The 20050-nt window shown below is 62.7% G+C and carries 18 protein-coding genes; 12 read left to right on the top strand and 6 right to left on the bottom strand.

Annotated features, from left to right (window positions below):
* Positions 1-3: 3 nt before the first annotated feature.
* Genes QM596_RS16935 through QM596_RS16895 form a run of 9 tightly spaced genes read left to right on the top strand, consistent with a single transcriptional unit; the run spans position 4 to position 9412 of the window.
* Entirely contained in the window at positions 4-855 is an 852-nt protein-coding gene (locus QM596_RS16935; RefSeq protein WP_003945759.1) for an MlaE family ABC transporter permease, read from the top strand.
* Between the two features lie 11 nt (positions 856-866).
* Entirely contained in the window at positions 867-2051 is a 1185-nt protein-coding gene (locus QM596_RS16930) for an MCE family protein (protein ID WP_020906316.1), read from the top strand.
* Positions 2051-3070 carry an MCE family protein gene (locus QM596_RS16925; protein ID WP_019746999.1) on the top strand — a complete coding sequence of 340 codons (1020 nt, stop codon included), beginning with the start codon at positions 2051-2053 and terminating at the stop codon, positions 3068-3070. Before QM596_RS16930 ends, QM596_RS16925 begins: the two co-directional genes overlap by 1 nt.
* Positions 3067-4125: an MCE family protein gene (locus QM596_RS16920; RefSeq protein WP_003945728.1), complete on the top strand. Its 1059-nt coding sequence runs from the start codon at positions 3067-3069 to the stop codon at positions 4123-4125. Before QM596_RS16925 ends, QM596_RS16920 begins: the two co-directional genes overlap by 4 nt.
* Entirely contained in the window at positions 4122-5426 is a 1305-nt protein-coding gene (locus QM596_RS16915) for an MCE family protein (RefSeq protein ID WP_019747000.1), read from the top strand. Before QM596_RS16920 ends, QM596_RS16915 begins: the two co-directional genes overlap by 4 nt.
* Positions 5426-6673, top strand: a complete 1248-nt coding sequence (locus QM596_RS16910) for an MCE family protein (protein WP_007734342.1) — start codon at positions 5426-5428, stop codon at positions 6671-6673. The genes QM596_RS16915 and QM596_RS16910 overlap by 1 nt, the downstream gene beginning before the upstream one ends.
* Positions 6670-8064 (top strand): MCE family protein, encoded by a 1395-nt coding sequence (locus QM596_RS16905; RefSeq protein WP_020906318.1) that lies wholly within the window; start codon positions 6670-6672, stop codon positions 8062-8064. Before QM596_RS16910 ends, QM596_RS16905 begins: the two co-directional genes overlap by 4 nt.
* Positions 8064-8882, top strand: coding sequence for an Rv1363c family protein (locus tag QM596_RS16900; protein WP_097387842.1), 819 nt, complete (start codon positions 8064-8066; stop codon positions 8880-8882). Before QM596_RS16905 ends, QM596_RS16900 begins: the two co-directional genes overlap by 1 nt.
* On the top strand, positions 8879-9412 hold the full coding sequence (locus QM596_RS16895) for a twin-arginine translocation pathway signal (RefSeq protein WP_019747004.1): 534 nt from the start codon (positions 8879-8881) through the stop codon (positions 9410-9412). Before QM596_RS16900 ends, QM596_RS16895 begins: the two co-directional genes overlap by 4 nt.
* 89 nt (positions 9413-9501) lie before the next feature.
* Here QM596_RS16895 and QM596_RS16890 read toward each other — a convergent pair whose 3' ends face one another.
* Both QM596_RS16890 and QM596_RS16885 read right to left on the bottom strand, forming a co-directional pair.
* The gene (locus QM596_RS16890; RefSeq protein ID WP_133727785.1) at positions 9502-10965 is read right to left on the bottom strand and encodes an alpha,alpha-trehalose-phosphate synthase (UDP-forming); all 1464 of its coding nucleotides are present in this window, start codon (positions 10963-10965) and stop codon (positions 9502-9504) included.
* 103 nt (positions 10966-11068) lie between these two features.
* Positions 11069-11242, bottom strand: a complete 174-nt coding sequence (locus QM596_RS16885; protein ID WP_020968508.1) for a hypothetical protein — start codon at positions 11240-11242, stop codon at positions 11069-11071.
* 156 nt (positions 11243-11398) lie between these two features.
* Between QM596_RS16885 and QM596_RS16880 the strand changes: the two genes are divergently transcribed.
* Together QM596_RS16880 and QM596_RS16875 are read left to right on the top strand one after the other, a co-directional pair.
* Positions 11399-13153, top strand: coding sequence for an ABC transporter ATP-binding protein (locus QM596_RS16880; protein ID WP_133727664.1), 1755 nt, complete (start codon positions 11399-11401; stop codon positions 13151-13153).
* A gap of 11 nt (positions 13154-13164) precedes the next feature.
* Positions 13165-14952, top strand: a complete 1788-nt coding sequence (locus tag QM596_RS16875; RefSeq protein WP_372588540.1) for an ABC transporter ATP-binding protein — start codon at positions 13165-13167, stop codon at positions 14950-14952.
* A gap of 43 nt (positions 14953-14995) precedes the next feature.
* On the opposite strand, the gene QM596_RS16870 is transcribed toward QM596_RS16875, so the two are convergent.
* The gene (locus QM596_RS16870) at positions 14996-15931 is read right to left on the bottom strand and encodes a methionyl-tRNA formyltransferase (protein WP_007734348.1); all 936 of its coding nucleotides are present in this window, start codon (positions 15929-15931) and stop codon (positions 14996-14998) included.
* Between the two features lie 110 nt (positions 15932-16041).
* Here QM596_RS16870 and QM596_RS16865 point away from each other — a divergent pair, with 110 nt between their 5' ends.
* Positions 16042-16845, top strand: a complete 804-nt coding sequence (locus tag QM596_RS16865; RefSeq protein WP_020906324.1) for an alpha/beta fold hydrolase — start codon at positions 16042-16044, stop codon at positions 16843-16845.
* A gap of 59 nt (positions 16846-16904) precedes the next feature.
* Here the strand turns inward: QM596_RS16865 and QM596_RS16860 are convergent, their stop codons facing one another.
* The 3 genes from QM596_RS16860 to QM596_RS16850 all read right to left on the bottom strand — a co-directional run bounded on the left by QM596_RS16860 (position 16905) and on the right by QM596_RS16850 (position 19925).
* Positions 16905-17174 carry a metal-sensitive transcriptional regulator gene (locus tag QM596_RS16860; RefSeq protein WP_214927764.1) on the bottom strand — a complete coding sequence of 90 codons (270 nt, stop codon included), beginning with the start codon at positions 17172-17174 and terminating at the stop codon, positions 16905-16907.
* Between the two features lie 90 nt (positions 17175-17264).
* Positions 17265-17675, bottom strand: coding sequence for a DUF302 domain-containing protein (locus QM596_RS16855; protein ID WP_020968512.1), 411 nt, complete (start codon positions 17673-17675; stop codon positions 17265-17267).
* Positions 17676-17777: 102 nt separating this feature from the next.
* Entirely contained in the window at positions 17778-19925 is a 2148-nt protein-coding gene (locus QM596_RS16850) for an MMPL family transporter (protein WP_283309499.1), read from the bottom strand.
* Between the last annotated feature and the right edge of the window lie 125 nt (positions 19926-20050).

The raw sequence follows: 20050 nt of genomic DNA, 5'->3' as shown, positions 1-20050 counted from the left end.
CTGATGGCGTTGGCCGCAGCGGGACGCTTCCCGCGCACACGTCGACAGATCGGCTCGATCTCTCGCAGTATCGACAGCATCGGTGATCAAGCGCTGTTCTTCGCGAAGGCTCTCGGTCACGCTCCCAAGGCGCTGATGCGTTATCCGCGTGAAACTCTGCGACTGATCGCCGAGATCAGCATGGGCACCGGTGCGCTCGCCGTCATCGGTGGCACCGTCGTGATCGTCGGATTCCTGACACTGTTCACCGGTGGCACCATCGCCGTTCAGGGCTACAGCTCGCTGGGCAACATCGGTGTCGAAGCACTGACGGGCTTCTTCGCCGCCTTCATCAACGTTCGCATCGCAGCGCCGGTCATCGCCGGAATCGGCCTCGCCGCGACCATCGGCGCCGGCTCCACCGCGCAGCTCGGTGCGATGCGCGTCTCCGAAGAGATCGACGCCCTGGAGACGATGGCGATCCCGTCGATTCCGTATCTGGTCAGCACCCGCGTCATGGCCGGCATGATCGCGATCATCCCGCTGTACTCCCTGGCGGTGATCGCGTCGTTCGTCGCCAGCCGCTTTGCGACGGTGTTCCTCTACAACCAGTCCGGCGGCGTGTACGACCACTACTTCACGACCTTCCTGATACCCACGGACATACTGTGGTCGTTCGCCCAGGCGATAGTCATGGCGCTGGCCGTCATGCTCATCCACACCTACTACGGCTTCAACGCAACCGGTGGCCCGGTCGGCGTCGGTGTCGCGGTGGGTAACGCAGTGCGCGCCTCGTTGATCGCGGTCGTCACGGTCACCCTGCTCATCTCACTCGCCATCTACGGCGGGTCCGGCAACTTCAACCTGTCGGGATAGGCGGGCAAGCGATGACCGTACCCAGATGGCACAAGAAGTTGGCCGCAGCCGGCCTGGTCCTCGGACTCGTGGCGATCGTCGCCGTTGCTCTCACCATGTTCTCGGGTGGGTTCACCAAGAGCACGCCCATCACCGTGACGTCCACGCGTGCCGGCCTGGTCATGGAACCGAATGCCAAGGTGAAGCTGCGCGGAGTGCAGGTAGGCCGCGTCGAATCGATCTCCCTCGTCGGCGACCAGGCAAGCCTGAAGTTGGCGATGGATCCGGGCCAGATGTCGAAGATTCCGTCGAACGCCCGGGTGGAAATCAAGACCACCACGGTGTTCGGTGCGAAGTACGTCAACATCGTGATTCCCGACGATCCGTCGACCCAGCCGATCCAGGAGGGTGCTGTCATCGCCTCGGACAGCGTCACCGTCGAGTTCAACAGTGTCTTCGAACATCTTTCGGACGTGCTCGCGAAGATCGAACCGGAAAAGCTCAACGCCACACTCGGCGCGATCTCCACTGCGCTCAACGGGCGCGGCGAGTCGCTGGGTGAGGTTCTCGAGCTCGGTGACACCTATCTGAAGAAGATGAATCCGGTTCTGCCGCAGCTCCAGGAAGACTTGGTCGGCGCCGCCGATGTCACCAACCTGTACGCCGACGTGGCACCGGATCTGATGCGCATCCTCGACAATGCCACCGCGACAAGCGGATCGATCGTGGCCGAGCAGGCAAACCTCGACTTGCTGTTGCTCAACGTCACCGGCCTCGCGGACACCGGCAACGCGTTGTTGACCGACAACGAGCAGAACCTGACCACCGCCCTCGACACTCTGACCGCGACGACGACCCTGCTCGACAAGTACTCGTCGGGTCTGACGTGCTTCATCGTCGGGTTGAACGACGGCCGGATCAAGTTCGAGCCGCTGGCAGGCACCGGGGACAAAGCGGCACTGATGCTGAGCGCGAGCTTCATGTACGGCGCCGAGGCGTACCAGAACCCGCAATCTCTCCCCAAGGTCGCGGCCTCCGGTGGACCCAATTGTTATGGTCTGCCCGAATTCGATCCGAAGGTCGACGGGCATGCCCCGTTCGCAGTCACCAACACCGGCAACGTGCCTTTCGTTCCCAACACCGAACTGCGCGTCACCGTGCCGACTATTTTCCAGTATCTCTTCGGTGACTCCTACGAGCAGGAAGACGGGAAGTGATGAGACCGACCACGGTCAAGCTGCTGATTTTCACCGTCGTCATGGCGGTCATCTTCGCCGGACTGGCGATCGTCTTCAGTCAGGTGCGCTTCAGCAGCAGCAACGGATTTCACGCCACCTTCTCGGACGTCTCGGGACTCAAGTCCGGCGACAAGGTACGTATCGCCGGTGTTCCGGTCGGGTCGGTCACCGGAGTGTCCATCGGTGACTCCAACCAGGCCGAGGTCGAGTTCGACGTCGATACCAAGTACTCACTGATGAAGAGCACCAAAGCGACTGTGCGCTACGAGAACCTGGTGGGCGACCGCTACATGGAACTGCTCGAGGGCGCTGGTTCCACCGAGACGCTTTCGTCAGGTGGATCGATTCCAGTCGACCAGACGTCGCCCGCGCTCGATCTGGATCTGCTGCTCGGCGGATTCAAGCCGCTGCTTCGCTCTCTCGACCCCCAGCAGGTCAACGACCTCTCCGGGGCCCTGCTCCAGGTACTCCAAGGCCAGGGTGGAACATTGGTTTCGCTTCTGGGAAACACCAGTTCGTTCACCAGCACGTTGGCGGACCGAGATCAGCTGATCGGGGACGTCATCACCAACCTCAACGACGTACTCGGCACGATCAACGACAAGGGTGATCAGTTCTCCACCACGATCGATCAGCTCCAGCAGTTGGTCAGTGGATTGGCGAAGGACAGTGGCCCGATCGGTAATTCGATCACCGAGATCGCCGGCGCCACCGGAGATCTCGCATCGCTGCTGCAGGCGACACGTCCGGACATCCAGACCCTGATCGGGGAGACCAACCGAACGATGACGCAGCTGGACCTGGGCAAGGACGACATCAATACCGCTCTCGGTCGTCTGCCGTCCGACTACCGGAAGCTGATCCGAGTGGGCACGTACGGAGCGTTCTTCCAGTTCTATCTGTGCGCCAACACTTTCAAGTTCTCCGGACCTGACGGAACGACGATCATCTTGCCCACGGCAGTGCAGGACACGGGAAGGTGCGCAAAAGTCTCATGACCCCTACCCGTGAACGCAATCCGGTACAGATCGGTGTCATCGGTCTCGTCCTGGCGGTGGCAACAGTGGGTGCCGCGCTTCAATACGATCAACTCCAGTTCATCAACGGCGGCATTCGCTACTCGGCGTACTTCCAGGATGCCGGCGGCCTGGTCACAGGCGACGACGTCACCATGGCCGGCGTGAAGGTCGGCAAGGTCAGCGACGTCGAACTCGACGACCAGAAGGTGCTGGTCACCTTCACCGTTCAAGACGGTGTCGCCCTGGGCGAGCAGACCGCGGCCGACATCAAGACCAACACGGTTCTCGGCCGAAAGTCGTTGGCGGTGCGGCCGGAAGGATCCGGACTGCTGCGCACGGACACGCCGATTCCGGTGGAACGCACCAACTCCCCGTACTCGCTCAACGACGCTCTGGGTGACCTCGGTACCACGGTGTCCGAACTCGACACGGAACAGATCAACGATTCGCTCAACGCGATCTCGGACACCCTGGCCGATACTCCGCCAGAACTTCGCACCGCATTGGACGGAATGACGCGGCTTTCGCAGAGCATCAACTCACGCGACGAGAGCCTGCTCCAATTGCTCTCGCGGGCCGAAGATGTCACCAAGATCCTCTCCGACAGAAGCGGTCAGATCGATTCGTTGCTGGTTGACGGAAACAAGCTGTTTGCCGAACTCAGCTTGCGGCGTGACGCGATCAGCGAACTGATCGTCAACACCGGCGCAGTCTCACGTCAACTGTCAGCGCTTGTGCAGGAGAACGAGGCTCAGATGGGGCCGACCCTCGAGAAGCTGAATTCGGTCGCCGAGGTTCTTCAGCAGAACAAGGACAACATCGCCGGGGCGCTCGACGGCCTCGGACCGTACATCACCGCGCTCGGCGAGACCGTGGCCAGCGGCCCGTTCTTCGATGCCTTCATCATCAACATTCTGCCGAGTAACTGGTGGAAGACCTTGGTGGACACCAGCGTCGCGCCCGAGCAGGTTCCGGGCGACCTGGAAGACTTCTTCCCCGGCATTCCACCGACGATCAGGGGGCCGGGAGAATGACCGAGACCATGACTTCACAGGATTCACAGGGCTCCACCAACCCACGCAAGAAGTGGGTGCTGATCGGAGCGGGTGTGCTGGTCGCGCTGCTCGTGGCGGGTGCGGCTTACCTCTTCATCCCTGGCCTGGGCAAGACCAAGATCTCCGCGCACTTCGTCTCGACGACAGGTCTCTACGAGGGCGACGTCGTGCGAGTGCTCGGTGTCAACGTCGGCAAGGTGACGAAGATCGAACCGCGTGATCGGGACACGTACGTCGAGATGAAGATCGACTCGAGCGTCGACGTTCCGGCAGATGCCAAGGCGCTCATCGTTGCTCAAAGCCTCGTGTCCGCACGCTTCGTGCAATTGACCCCCGTGTACTCCGGCGGGGAACAGATGCCCAATGGCGGCGAGATCCCGATCGAGCGCACCGCCGTTCCGGTGGAGTGGGACGAGATCAAGACCGAACTGACCAAACTGTCGGACGCACTCGGACCGGAGGGTCTGGACGATCAGGGTTCCCTCGGCCGATTCATCGACACCGTGGGAACGAACCTCGACGGCAACGGCGAGTCGATTCGGTCGACGTTGCGCGAACTCTCGGCCACGATGCACACGCTGTCCGAAGGCCGGACCGATTTGTTCTCCACCATTCGGAACCTGCAGGCGTTTGTCACTGCGTTGTCCTCGAGTAACGAGCAGATCGTGCAGTTCAGCGGTCACCTCGCTTCGGTGACAAGCGTTCTCGCAAGCAGCTCCGACGAGTTGGGCACCGCCCTAAGCGATCTCGACCTGGCGGTGGGCGACGTTCAGCGGTTCGTCAAGGACAACAGCGAGGGACTGAGCGAATCGGTCGCGCGTCTGGCCGATGCCACCCAGGTACTGACGGACAAGCGCCCGGAGATCGAGCAGGTTCTGCACTCCGGACCGACGTCGCTTGCCAACTTCTATCAGATCTACAAACCGGCTCAGGGCAGCATGACCGGCGCAATTGCACTGAGTAACTTCAAGAATCCGATCCAGTGGATCTGTGGTTCCATCGAAGGCATCGACAGTGGTAACTCCCAGAACAGTGCCGACCTGTGTAAGCAGTACCTCGGGCCGGTGCTCAGCACCATGATCGGCAACTACCCCGGATTCCTGTTCAACCCGGTCGCGGGCGTGCAGGCTTTCCCGGATCAGATCGTCTACACCGAACCGGGATTGGAAGCGGCAAGTCAGAATCAGCCGGAAACTGTCGCAGGACCGATGTCAGGTGCTCCCATGACGAGTGTTCCCAAGGATCTCGCCGAACTCTTCAACATGGGCGGAGGGAACTGATGCGGGTAGCTCGCAAGACCACGGTTGCCGTGTTGGCCACGGCAGTGGCACTCGGCGCTAGCGGTTGTGAATGGAACGGTCTCAACTCTGTGCCGATGCCAGGAACTCAGGGCCGGGGCGAAGGCGCATACGAGGTCCAGATCGAGATGCCGAACGTGACTACCCTGTCGCAGAATTCGCCCGTCCGGGTGGATGACGTTGCAGTGGGAAGCGTTTCGAACATCGAGGTTCAGGGCTGGCACGCTCTGGTGACGGTGTCGCTGAATCCCGAGGTTCAGTTGCCTGCCAACGCGACGGCAAAAATCGGCCAGACCAGCTTGCTCGGCTCTCAGCACATCGAGTTGGCGCCGCCGGTTGGAGAAGAGCCCGAGGGCCGACTCGAAGCCGGTGACCTGATTCCGATCGAGCGGGCGGGCGCTTACCCGACGACGGAACAGACGCTGTCGTCGCTGTCCGTTGTTCTCAACGGCGGCGGTCTCGCTCAGGTTCAGGACATCACGAAGGAACTCAACGCGGCTCTCGGTGGGCGTGAAGATTCCGTTCGAGACCTCCTGCCTCAGCTCGATCAGCTGGTCGGAAGTCTGGACAAGCAACGAGGCGACATCGTTTCGGCGATGGAAGGACTCGATCGACTGTCCTCGACCGTCCAGGCACAGCACGACACCTTGAACAAAGCGCTCGAAGGTATTCCGCCGGCACTCGAGATTCTTGTCGCTCAGCGTCAGGACATCACCAACGCGTTGACCTCCCTCGGTGGTCTCAGCGAGGTGGCGAGCCGTGTCATCCAGGAGAGCGGCGACGATTTCGCGACCAACGTTCGGGCCCTTTCGCCGACTTTGAAGGCCTTGGCGGATTCGGGTAACGCTCTCACTCAGGTTCTCGGAGTCCTCTTGACGTTCCCGTTCCCACAGAACGGAATCGACAACGTCATCCGCGGTGACTACGCCAACTTGGCGATGACCATCGACATCTCGCTGCCCCGACTCGACGCGAACTTCCTCACCGGAACTCCGCTGGCGGGAACGCTCTCCGGACCGGAGGGGGTGTTGGGTAAGCAGGCCGGGCTCGCCGGGCAGACTGGCAATCCGTTGAGCGATCCGCTCAAGCCTGCCGCACCGCCGGCCCAGGCTCCTGCCGGACAGGCTCCCGCTGCGCAGGCCCCGGCAGCGGATCCGAATACCATTCAGATTCCGGGACTTCCGCCGATCAACATTCCAGGACTTCCTCAGGGGGCACCGGCACCATGATGCTCACAAAGTTCGTCCGTATCCAGCTCATCATCTTCGCCGTCTTGACGGTTGTCGGTTTGATCGTGATGGCCACTCAGTACGTGCGTGTTCCGGCGATGGTCGGTATCGGCCGTTACGACGTCACTGTCGAATTGCCCGCCACCGGCGGGCTGTACAAGAACTCGAACGTCACCTACCGCGGTCAGACCATCGGTGTCGTGAACGCGGTGGAGCTCTCGGAGACGGGTGTAAATGCGCGACTGTCTCTCGAGAGTGGCGTCAAGGTTCCGTCGGACGTCGATGCTGCGGTCAAGAGTGTGTCGGCGATCGGCGAGCAGTTCGTCGACCTGATTCCGCACACCGACAGCTCCGGAGCGATCGTGGTCGACGGGCATCTGGAAAACGGATCGGTGATTCCCGAAGACCGAACCAGCATTCCGCAGGATGTCGGCGCGATGCTCGATCAGGCAGATCTGTTGCTGCAGAGCATTTCCGACACCAAGCTCAAGACCGTCATCGACGAATCCTTCAAGGCGTTCAACGGTGCCGGCCCGGATCTGCAGAAGCTGATCGACTCGGCTCGGCTGTTCGTCGAGGAGGCGAACAACAACTCCGACGCGACCAAGACGCTGATCGAGCAGGCCGGTCCACTCCTGGACACTCAGGTGGTCAGCAGCGACGCCATCCGTTCCTGGACAAGCAATCTGGTGACGTTCACCGACCAGCTCCGAGCCAGCGACCCTGATCTGCGTGCCGTCATCCAGAAGGGTCCGGCCGCAGCGGCGGAGGCGAATGCTCTTCTGCAGGACATGCAGCCGACATTGCCGATTCTTCTGGCGAACCTCGTGTCCGTCGGACAGGTCGGCGTGATCTACAACAACGCGATCGAGCAGATTCTGGTCATCTACCCGCCGCTGGCCGCAGCGCTGGTCACGGTGGCAGGCTCCGGCCCGGCTGCGGATGGTGCACTGGTGGACTTCCACATGGAGGTCAACGACCCGCCGCCGTGCACTACAGGATTCCTGCCCGCAGAGCAGTGGCGCAGTCCGAAGGACGAATCACCGATCGAGACGCCGTCGGATCTCTTCTGCCAGGTTGCCCAGGATTCGCCGATCGCCGTGCGCGGCGCGAGAAACCTTCCCTGCGAGGAGTATCCGGGACGTCGTGCGCCGACGGTCGAACAGTGCCGTTCCGGCTACGTACCGATGGGCACGAACCCGCAATCCGGGCCTCCGGAACCGATTACCGCGACCCCGAGCTCGTACACGTCGACGCCTTCGGTCTCGGCTCGTCGGTACGATCCGATTACAGGCACGTACATCGGGCCGGACGGAAGGACGTACTCGCAACCGAACCTCGGTGGCGGCGACGTCAGTCTCGAACAGTTCATGAAGGGTCAGCAGGGTTGATGACAGACGAAGATCCACAGGCCGGGCAGCGGGTGCGCCGTCGCGCGTCCCGCAGCGCCGGACCCACGGGTGCGGATGCAGACGCTGCCGCGGTAGTAGTGCCCACCGAAAAGAAGTCGGCCGAACAGAAGTCGGCTGAGCAGAAGCCAGCTGAGCAGACGGCGGCTGAGCAGAAGGCGGCTGAGCAGAAGGTGGCGGCGCCAGTTGCTTTGGGCAAGCCCGATACTCCACCTGAGAAGGTCGTCAGCGGTGATCAGGTCGCGACCAAGGCTGAGCCGACCGGTACCGCCGAAACCCCCGCAGAAACTGCTGTGGACACCCCTGTTCGTTCGAAGCCCAAGGCCGGGTTGGTAGTCGGGATCGCCGTTGCTTCGGTGATCGCTGTTGCTCTTGCGGCCCTGACGGTGTTTCTTCTCGTCGACCGGAACAAGGCGTCCAATGCCGACGAGGACCGAGCCCGCTACGTGGCCGGTGCCCGGACCACCGCACTGAATCTGACGACACTGCACGCGGATACAGCGGCTGCCGACCTCGACAAGTTCCTCGCCGGCACCACCGACGAGTTCAAGTCGCAGTTCGACGGACGCAAGGATTCGTTTGTCAACGTCCTCGGGCAGGCCGGAGTTCAGACCGACGGCGAGGTACTCGAAGCCGGGTTCGAGAAGTCCGACGGCGATTGCGGGACTTCATTGGTCGCCGTGCGTGCGATGCAGAAGAACGGCGACGAAGCGCCCGCTGAACGCAACTACCGACTCCGAATCACCATGTGCGACGTCGACGGGCAGTTGCTTGCCTCGAATGTGGAGTTTGTGCCATGACCCCAGAAGTAATCCCCGAGACGTCCAAGCCCAAGCGCGTCTCACCGCTCGCCATCGTTCTGTGCGTCATCAGTGCAGTGGCCATCGCGTTGGCGGCAGTGTCGGCCTATCTCTACTTCGGTCCGGGTGGAACGCGTGACATTGCGGCGATCGATCAGACCAGAGACGAAGTGGCACAGGCCTCTTCCGATCAGGCGGTTGCGATGTTCCAGTACGACTACAACAACGTCGACCAGCAGTTGCACGCGGCCACAGACGGTTTGACGGGCGATTTCCAGGGCACGTTCACCAACCTGATCGAATCGGTGATCATTCCGGGAGCCAAGGAAAAGTCGCTGACCGTTCAGGTAGTCGTCCAGGGCGCCGCGGTTCTCGACGCCGAGGCAGACAGTGCGACGACGATGCTGTTCCTCAATCAGATCACTACGTCTTCGGAATCACCCGAAGCCGTCGCCAGTGGTAGTCGCGTCAAGATGAGTCTGGAGAAGCAGGACGGGCGTTGGCTCGTGAACAACGTCCAACCCTTCTGATCAAACACACCAAGGGCTGGATCCGGCCATGAAACAGGCTGGGGCCGCGGAGATTCACTCTCCGCGGCCCCAGCCTTTGTGCACTGTCCTCAGTGGTCTTGTGCCTCGGCCGGGGCGATCAGCGCCGGACCTGCGGCACCGCCGTGCGCGAGCGCGTCGAGGAACGAGCGTGCCCAGCGGTCGACGTCGTGGGTCAGGACCTGACGACGTAGCGCACGCATGTGGCGTCGGCCGTCCTCTCGCGGTTGATTGAGGGCCTTCTCCATCGAATCCTTGACGTCGTCGAGGTCGTGGGGATTGCACAGGAAAGCCTGGCGGAGTTCTGCTGCAGCGCCGGTGAATTCGCTGAGCAGCAATGCGCCGCCCAGGTCACTGCGGCAGGCGACGTACTCCTTGGCGACGAGGTTCATACCGTCACGCAGCGGCGTGACCAGCATGAGGTCGGCAGCGACGAAGAACGCGACCAGTTCGTCGCGTGGAATCGGCCGATGGATGTAGTGGACGACGGGGCGACCGACTTCGCTGAACTCGCCGTTGATCCGGGAGACCTTCTGCTCGATGTCTCCGCGCATCTGTACGTAGCTTTCGACGCGTTCGCGGCTCGGGGTCGCCAACTGCACCATGACCGTGTCGGCGGGATCGATGCGCTTCTCCATGAGAAGTTCGTGGAGTGCGGCGAGCCTGACGTCGATGCCCTTGGTGTAGTCGAGGCGGTCCACGCCCAGCATGATGTGCTTGGGGTTTCCGAGTTCTTTGCGAATCTGCTTGGCGCGGTCTCGAATTGCCTTGGTGCGTGATAGTTCGTCGAGCTTGCCGGAGTCGATGGAGATGGGGAATGCACCGACGCGGACGCTACGGAAACCTACTTGCACCACACCGAGTTTGGAGCGGACGCCGACGGTTCCGCGTGAAGTCTGCTGTCCGGCAAGGCGTCTGGCCAGATAGAGGAAGTTCTGTGCGCCACCCGGAAGGTGGAAGCCGATGAGGTCGGCGCCGAGGAGGCCTTCGACGATCTCGGTGCGCCACGGCATCTGCATGAACAGCTCGACCGGGGGAAACGGAATGTGCAGGAAGAATCCGATGGTGAGGTCGGGGCGCAGCATCCGCAGCATCTTCGGTACCAACTGCAGCTGGTAGTCCTGGATCCAGACGGTTGCGCCCGGAGCCGCTGCCTTGGAAGTGGCTTCGGCGAACCGCCGATTCACCTCGACGTAGGCGTTCCACCATTCGCGGTGGTACTCGGGTTTGACGATGACGTCGTGATAGAGCGGCCAGAGGGTGGCGTTGGAGAACCCCTCGTAGTACTCGTTGATCTCCTCGGCGCTCAGCGGCACGGGGTAGAGCTCGAGTCCGTCTTCGACGATGGGGTCGAGATCGGCGTCGGGCACGCCCGCCCAGCCCACCCACGCGCCCTGATTGCTGCGCAGGATCGGCTCGAGAGCGGTGACCAGTCCACCGGGGCTTCGCTTCCAGCGGGTGGTGCCGTCGGGAAGCCGTTCCAAGTCGACGGGCAGGCGGTTCGCTACGACGACGAACTCAGCCTGCCCGGACACGGTGTCACCGGTCGAAGAAGCAAGTGCGCTGTCAGAAAGGGTTGAACTGGTCGAATCCGGACTGACAGGCACGTGGTTCCTTCTCGGTCGGTGAGCGAAAGATTCAGTCGAGCTTGGCGGCGGGAGAGATACCGAGCATCGAGAGCAGCATCCTGCACTCGTCGGCATCCTCCGCGTATGCAGCGACAACGTGCTGCGCCATGCGCGCTGTTTCCTCGGCGACGGTCTCGATTTCCTCGTCCGCGATCTCGGTTTCGACGGTCGTGTTCTCAGCCATCATGTTCCTCTCGTGCTTGCCTGCACGGCGCAAGCAATGTTTCTTACTCGCGACTCTATGAGAACTGGGCGTGTCGACGCTAGTTGCTCATGTATTAGGGTCGACTTACTTATCTCTGTACTCAACTTTATCGCTTCCATCGATGCTTGGAGTTCCATGAGTTCGACCCCCTCGAGTGTGACCGTCGGCTCGGACGAGCCGGATAGTGGCAATCACAGCGGTGCTGCGATTTTGCGACGCGTCCTCGTCCGCAACCGTCGCCCGCTCGCTATCGGCACGGTTCTGGTCTGTCTGCACCAACTGACCGAGACGGCGGTGCCGATCTCCATCGGTGTGATCATCGACCGTGCCGTGGAGACTTCGGACACCACGGCCCTGATCGTCTCCATCGTCGGCCTCGCGGCTCTGTTTCTCGTTCTGACGGCCGCGTGGCGCTTCGGTGCACGCTTCATCGTCACCGCGATGCAGCAGGAGGCTCATCGCCTCCGGCTCGAGGTGGCGCACCGCGTCCTCGACCCGCGTGGGGTGCGCACCGATCTGCGTTCAGGTGAACTGCTGACTGTTTCGACATCGGACGCCGAGCAGACTTCGTGGATCGCGGACATCGTCCCGCGCGCGGCTGCGGCCCTGACGGCTGCGGTCGCGTCGGCCGCGGCTTTGGTGTGGATCGACCTCTGGCTGGGATTGGCCGTTCTGATCGGAACGCCGGTCATTCTCGGTCTGCTGCAATTGGCGGCGCCGCTCATCACGTCGAGGGCCACCGGTCAGCAGGCGTCGATCGCGCGGGCGTCGGCGATGGCTACGGATCTGGTCAGCGGATTGCGTCCACTGCGCGGTATCGGTGGTGAGAAGACCGCGTCGGCTCGCTATCGCACAGTCAGCCGTCAGGCGCTCGCGTCGACGATCGGCACGGCCAAGGCGACCGGTATCTACACCGGCGTTGCCGCGACCGTCAGTGCGTTGCTCGCGGTCGGTGTTGCGGGCTTCGCCGGGTACTTCGCGTTGCAGGGCCGGATCACGGTCGGTGAACTGATCACCGTGGTGGGGCTTGCGCAGTTCATCATCGAACCGCTCGGATTGCTTGCGTCCATTCCCGGATACTTCGCGGTGGCGCGGGCGTCGTCGGATCGACTGGCATTGGTCTTGGACGCGGAGCCACTGCGGGGCGCGGGTTCGCAGACCGAACTCGAAGGCACCGACCTGACCCTCGACGGAGTCGAGTACAAGTCGCTCAAGGGCATCGACTTGCACCTGCCTGCGGGAGAACTGCTGGGCGTCGTGGCTTACCAGCCGCAGGACGCCGACGCTCTTGTCGCGGTCCTGTCCGGTCAGCTGGCTCAGGGCGCGTATCGCGGAGTGGTGAGGGTTGGCGGAATCAGCCTGTCCGACATGGACTTGCGATTGGCGCGTCGGACGGTCTTGGTGGAGCCGCACATCACCGATCTGTTCTCCGGGTCCCTCGCCTCGAACGTCACTGCGGGCGCCGGTGACGCCGCTGCTCTCGACATCCAGAGCGCTCTGGCGGCGTCGGCAGCGGCGGATGTCGTCGACGCACATCCGGACGGTCTCGACCTCGAAGTGACCGATCGAGGCGCCAGTTTGTCGGGAGGTCAGCGACAACGCGTCGCCCTCGCGCGCGCCTTGGTGGCACAGGCACCCGTGATGGTCCTGCACGATCCGACTACGGCAGTGGACGCGGTGACCGAGGCGTCTATCGCCGAAGGAATCGCAGAACTGCGGCACGAGGGTGCCGGTGGCATCCACACGACGGTATTGATCACCAGCAGCCCCGCTTTGCTGGCTGTGACGGATCGAGTGATCGTCTTGAACGACGGAGTGATTGCCTCGATCGGCACACATTCCGAACTCTCTCGCGGCGACGCGAACTACCGAGGAGCGGTGCTGCGGTGACGGCCACGGACATGACTACCGATATGCCGGCCGGGGAGAACGCGGAGAAGGTGACCGAGCGCGAACTGTTGCCGATCGCGGGTGGTCGACAGACCTGGAAGTGGTTGCGAGCAGCGCTGGCCGAACACCGGATGCAGAGCCTGTTGGTCCTGATCGTCGCGGCTTCGGCGTCGGCGATGGCCTTGGTGCCGATTTACGTATTCGGTGTCCTGGTCGACCGGGTCCGGGACAACGCGCCCACGTCGACGATCGTCGGGGTGGTCGTGATCATCGCCGCCGCCGCAATCGTGGGCGGTGTGTTCACCGGTGTGGCCGCCTATCTGATCAAGCGACTCGGCGAGACGATTCTGGCGGACCTGCGCGAGCGAACCGTGGACCGGGCACTGCGCCTGCCGATCCAGACCGTCGAGAAGGTCGGCAAGGGCGATCTGCTCTCACGAGTCGGCGACGACGTGTCGGTGATCGCCAAGGCCGTGTCCGACGTGGTTCCCGGCATGATCGCAGCAGTTCTGCTCGTGGCTCTGAGCATGGTGACCATGCTGGGACTCGACTGGCGCCTCGGCCTCGCCGGAATGGTCGCGCTGCCGATGTACGCGCTGGCGCTCAAGTGGTACCTGCCGCGATCGGCTCCCATTTACGCTGCCGAGCGGGTAGCGATGGGCGCTCGTTCTCAAGCGCTCATCAGCAGCCTCCAGGGTGCCAAGACGGTCCGCGCGTACAGCCTCGAGAAGGAACACCTCGGTCAGATAGATGCGGCGTCGGCAAAAGCGCGTGATCTGGCCGTCGGCGTGTTCGGCCTGTTCACGAGGTTCGCCGGTCGCGGTAACCGCGCCGAATTCGTGGGCTTGTCCATGATTCTCGTCGTCGGATTCCTGCTGGTCCGTGAGGACGTCGTGACAGTCGGCCAGACGACGACTGCTGCTCTGCTGTTCCATCGCCTGTTCAACCCGATCGGCTCGCTGCTCTACACCTTCGACGAAGTGCAGTCGGCCGGCGCCAGCCTCGCGCGACTGGTCGGCGTCGTCGAGATCGAGGAAACGGAGCCTTCGACGGATGCAGGTTCCGTTCCGGCCGACGGTTCGCTGCGTCTGGACGACATTCGGCACAGCTACGACGGTGGCCATGAGGTTCTCCACGGAGTGACTCTCACCTTGCGAGCGGGGGAGCGCGTGGCGCTCGTCGGTTCGACCGGAGCCGGAAAAACGACGCTTGCGGCGATCGCTGCCGGTTCGATCACTCCGACGTCGGGGCGGGTGTCGATCGGTGGTGTCCCGCTTGCCGACCTCGACGACCTACGACGCCACATCGCGATCGTGAGTCAGGAGGTCCATGTTTTTGCCGGGCCCCTGATCGAGGATCTGAGGTTGGCCGCGCCTGAATCCTCGGACGAGGACGTAGCCGCGGCACTGCGGACGGTCGGCGCGTACGAGTGGGTGGAGGCTCTCGACGAGGGAATGCTGACCGTCGTCGGCGAAGGCGGGCACGAGATGACGGCGGCACAGGCGCAGCAGTTGGCTTTGGCGCGACTGGTGTTGGCCGACCCGGCCGTCGCGGTACTGGACGAAGCAACAGCGGAGGCGGGCAGCGCCGGAGCACGGGAACTGGAAGCGACTGCCGAAGCCGCTACGGAGGGCCGCACCACTCTGGTTGTTGCACACCGGCTTACACAGGCCGCGGGCGCCGACCGAGTGATCGTGCTCGAACACGGACAGATCGTAGAAGAAGGCCCGCACCGCGAACTGGTGTCCGCGGGCGGGCGTTACGCACAACTGTGGGCGGCCTGGGAAGGTCGCGACTGAGGGGTTTGTACTGGGGTTTGTACTGAGGGGTTTGTTCAGACGATCAGGTTAGGTACCCGCCGCCGTGGGGGAAGAACTCGGCGGCGGTGTACTCGCTGCCGTCGTCGAGTCGGACGCGCTCGATCCGCAGTCCCTTGTTCTTGCCCGACCATGCGTCGGGGCCCGCGACGATCACCATGCCGTCGTCTTCCTGGATGAACACGCGGCCGGGGGTTCCTCCGTAGTGCCCGCGTGAGACGGACGCCTTCAGGATGCGGATGCGCTGGCCCTTGAACTCCGCGAAAGCGTTGGGGTACGGATCGGACTGTGCCCGGACGAAACGCTCGATGACCTCGGCCGGCCAGGACCAGTCGACGTGGCTGTCCTGCGGTGCACGCTTGTGGAAGAACGTGGCCTGCGATCGGTCCTGCGGCGTCCAGTCGGTCCGCCCGGACGCGATCAGATCCAGGGCGTCGAGTGTGATGGGGCCGATCATGTCGATCGTGCGGTGGAACAGATCGGTGACGGTGTCGGTCGGGCCGACCGTCGTCGATCGCTGCAGCACGATGTCGCCCGCATCGAGTTCCTCGTCCATCAGGTGCGCCGTGAGGCCGACTTCTTCTTCGCCGTTGATCAGAGCCCAGATGAGCGGGGAGAATCCCGTGTACTTGGGCAGCAGCGAATCGTGGATGTTGAGGGTGCCGTACTTGGGTGCGTCGAAGACCTCCGCAGGCAGCCAGGTACGCCAGTTGTTGGCGACGATGATGTCGGGAGCTGCTTCGGCCAGCGCGGCTTTGAAGGCGTCGTCAGGCTTGTTCGCCACGTGAACGGGTACACCGTTCTCGGCCGCCAGATCTGCAACCGAGTCCGCCCACATCTGTTCGTAGACGTGCTCACTCTTCGGGTGTGTGATTGCCAGCACGACCTCGTGATCGGAGTCGATCAAGGCCTGCAGGGTACGGTGGCCCCAGGTTTGGTATCCGAGCGTAGCGACTCTCAACGGGGGTCCTCCTGGACGAGCATGGGCTGGGGTTGCGGTCACACGACCGCCCATCAGCTTAGGCTATCCAACCAAAATTGTTGATCACACGTACGAGGAGGAAGGCTGACATGACGGTCGCCACAATCAACGGAATCCCCATCAATTACCAGGTCAAGGGTGATGGAGATCTGGTGGTGCTCATCATGGGGACCGGCAGCCCCGGCCGCGTCTGGGATCTGCACCAGACCCCGGCGCTGGTGGCCGCCGGCTACCGAGTCTGCACCTTCGACAACCGCGGAATCGCACCGTCCGGCGAGAGCCTCGGCGGCATCACGATGCCCGACATGGTTGCGGACACCGCCGGACTGATCGAACACCTCGGTGGCGGCCCCGCCCATGTCATCGGAACCTCGATGGGCGCCCGGGTGGCGCAGGAACTGACGCTTGCCAGGCCCGATCTGGTTCGCAAAGCAGTGTTCCTCGCCGGCCACGCCCGGATGGATCATTTCCAGCAGGTCCTGACCGAGGGTGAGCGCCAGTTGTTCGACAGTGGCGTCGCTCTGCCGGCCAAATACCGTGCCGCAGTGACCGCGGTGATGAACCTTTCGCCGGCCACGCTGGCAGACGATCACTCCGCGCGCGACTGGATGGATATCTTCGAGTTCACCGGCGGCGCAACGTCACCGGGTGTTCGCGCACAGCTCGGTATGGACCGCGCCTTCGATCGACGGGGTGCGTACAAGTCGATCATGCGCCCCTGCCTGTCCGTCGCTTTCGCCGACGACCGCATGATCCCGCCCTACCTCTCCCGCGAGGTGGCGGACTGCATCGCGACGGCGTCGTTCGAAGAGATTCCCGACGCCGGACACTACGGGTACCTCGAGCGTCCGGAGGCCGTGAACAAGGTGCTGATCGACTTCCTGGCGAAGTAGTTTTCCGCATGCGAGAAAGGGCCTGACCTGCTGACTGCAGGTCAGGCCCTTCTCATATTTCAGGCCAGTGCCAGGAACAGCTTCTCGAGTTCGGCCTCGGTCATCGGTTCCTGACCTTCCGTGCTGTCACCGCTCAGGCATTCACGCAGCCCGGAAGCGACGATCTTGAACCCTGCTCGGTCCAGCGCCTTCGACACGGCTGCAAGCTGCGTGACGACGTCCTTGCAGTCGCGGCCGTTCTCGATCATCGAGATGACCCCGGCAAGTTGGCCGTGAGCACGCCGCAGTCTGTTCAGTACGAGCGCAATGCTCTCTTCGTCGCCGGTCATGGTGGCCCCTTCTCGAGTGTTCGTGCTGCGACCGAGGGTACCCCTGGGGGCATGTCACTGCTTGATCCAGTGTTTGATCCGGCTGCGGTGTCAGATCAACGAGTCGACGGCTGCCCGCAACTTGACGGCGGCGTCGGCCGCCACGGACTCCAGGCCTGGTTCGCCGGAAACCTGAACCATGAGAGCGGGATTCATCGCTTCGACGAAGAACGAATTCTCGGTAGTCGTATCTTCGCGGACGACAACGTTGCACGGCAGCAGGAGGCCGATCTGACGATCCACCGAAACTGCCCGATGGGCCAACGGCGGGTTACAGGCACCCAGGATCAGGTACTTTTCCATGTCCTCGTCCAGCTTCGCCTTGAGTGTTGCCTGCATGTCGATCTCGGTCAGGATGCCGAAGCCCTGCTCGGCGAGAGCAGCACGAGTTCGGGTGACGACGTCGTCGAAAGTTCCGGTGACCTTGGTTGCGATCGCTATCGGTTCTGTGGGTGTTGTCATTGCCCGCTCCTTGTCATTGGCTTCGGTGTCGTTGGCTTCGATTTCTCTTGTCGCCATCATACCCCTGGGGGTATCAAGAAGACAGTGATGTCGGGTACACGGTCAGCCATGCGAGAAGCTGATGTTCGGCAGGACGCGTAGTAACCATGCCGGCGCCCACCAGGCTGCCCGGCCGCTGAGGCGCAGGAGAACGGGCAGCAGCACCAAGCGGACGAGCACTGCGTCCAGGAGGACAGCTACACCGAGAATGATGCCCATTTCCTTGGGTGGCAAGGGATCTGCGAGCGCAAAAGTGAAGAAGACCGCAACCATCACCGCTGCTGCCGCCGCAATGACCCGACCCGAATGTGCGAGGCCGTCGATGTGTGCGGTCTCGGGGTCACCTGTGCGTTCGTAGTGCTCCTTGGCGCTCGAGAGCAGGAACACGGTGTAGTCCATCGCGATGGCAAAGATCATGGCGAAGAAGAAGACCGGACCCCACCCGTTGAGAAACCCCTGGGGATCGAAGCCGAGCAGGCCTGCTCCGTGGCCGTCCTGGAAAATCAACTTCGCGATTCCGAATGCGGCCCCAGTGGACAGCAGGCTGACCAGCGTGCCGATCAAGGCGATCAAAGGTGCCTGGAGGGCGATCAGCAGCAACAGGAATCCGAGCGTCAGAATCACGACCACCACGAAGGGAAGGTAGTCGTCGAGCGCCTTCTGAAGGTCGAGATTTTCAGCCGGAGCGCCGCCGACGAGCGCCGATTCCGGCAGTTGCGACCGAAGGTCGGCAAGGATGGTTTCCATCGCAGGATCTGACGGGTCGACGGTGGGAACTGCTTGCAGCATAACCAGATCGGATCCGTCGGCCGCTTGTTGCGTCGGGGTGATCATTGCGACGCCATCCACGCTCATGGCAAGACGCGAGGTGTCGGCTGCATCGTCGGCGGACGTGACGATCTGCAGCATTCCGGGTGCCCCGTCACCGAACTGCTGCTGCACCAATTCGTATCCCTGTCGAACCGGGGCGTCCTCGGGAACCACGGCGATGGAGGGCATTGCAACCTTCAGTCCGAAGACCGGAACGACGAGGGCGATAAGGACGATCACGGCGCCGATGCCGAAAGGCCACGGGTGCTTGTGCAGCAGTGATGCCCAAGCTGCGAACATCGGGGAGCGGTGCTGCTGGCGCTTTGCATACGGTAGTGAACCGCCGTTGACCTTGGCGCCGATCCGGCCGAGCACGGCAGGTAGCAGGGTGAGTGTTGCGGCGAGAACGAAGATCACAGCGAGCGTGATTCCGACAGCCATCGTGCGTACGGCCGGGGCTGGAACGATGAGCACCGCAGACAAACTGACCAGAACTGTGAGGCCGGAGAGGACAACAGCTTTGCCGGCGGTGTCCATCGTTTGAGCCACGGCGGCCCGCGGATCCGGATCGGTTCGCAGTGCTTCCCGGAACCTGGCGACGAGGAAGAGTGCGTAGTCGATGCCGAGTGCGAGAGCGAACATCATCGCGAAGTTCATGGCCCACACGGAAATCGGCGTGATCTCGTTGAGGATCACAAGCCCGCCCGCCGAGGCGACCAGACCTGCGAGTGTCAGAAGCAGTGGGAGTCCTGCGGCAACCAGGGAGCCGAAGGCCAACACCATGATTGCGAGAGTGACGGGCCACGACATCATTTCGGCCTTGATCATCGCTTCGTGATTGGCCTTGTTGAAATCGCTCCACAAAGCCGACGCGCCGGTGGGGTACACCTCGATGGTGTCCGTGGACAATGCAGTGAGTTCCTTGCCGAGTTCGTCTACCGCACTGACCATCTCGTCGGTACTTGCGTTGGCGCCCGCGATCATGATGCCGGTATGTCCGTCCGGGCTGATGGTCATGCCGGTTTGCGGGGCGACCACTTCGCCGAAACGAGGGTCCGCGAAAAAGATTTCCGTTGCCGCCGCCAGCGTTTGCTGCATCGACGGATCGGTGATGGGCACAGAATCCGAGTGAACGACCACCTGCACTGCAGCGGAGGAGTTTCCACCGAAATGCTGCTCGGCCAACTCGCGAACCTGCACTGATTCGGATCCGTTTGCCTGCCAACCTGCGCCGGCCAGGGAGGTGAAGACGCTGGGTGCTGCGGCGCCGAGTGCGACCAACGCGATCAACCAGACGCCGATGACGAGGCGGGTGTGCGCCCCCATCGATCGACCGAGGCGCGCGAGTATGCCGTCGGATTGGGCGGGTGGGTCCGCGGTGACTGTTCTGGTCGCTGACATCTTCGCTCCTGATACGGGTGGGGGTATTCCTGACCGTCACCTGTATACCCCCAGGGGTATGTATCTGTCACGTTTGAGGGTTCTCTATGCTGCTCGTTGCACCGTCTGATCGGAGACAGTGGAAC

The organism is Rhodococcus sp. IEGM 1406, assembly GCF_030056745.1.
Lineage (GTDB): Bacteria > Actinomycetota > Actinomycetes > Mycobacteriales > Mycobacteriaceae > Rhodococcus_F > Rhodococcus_F erythropolis.
The sequence above is the reverse complement of the archived record's forward strand: the minus strand, read 5'-3'. Positions and strand labels throughout refer to the sequence as shown.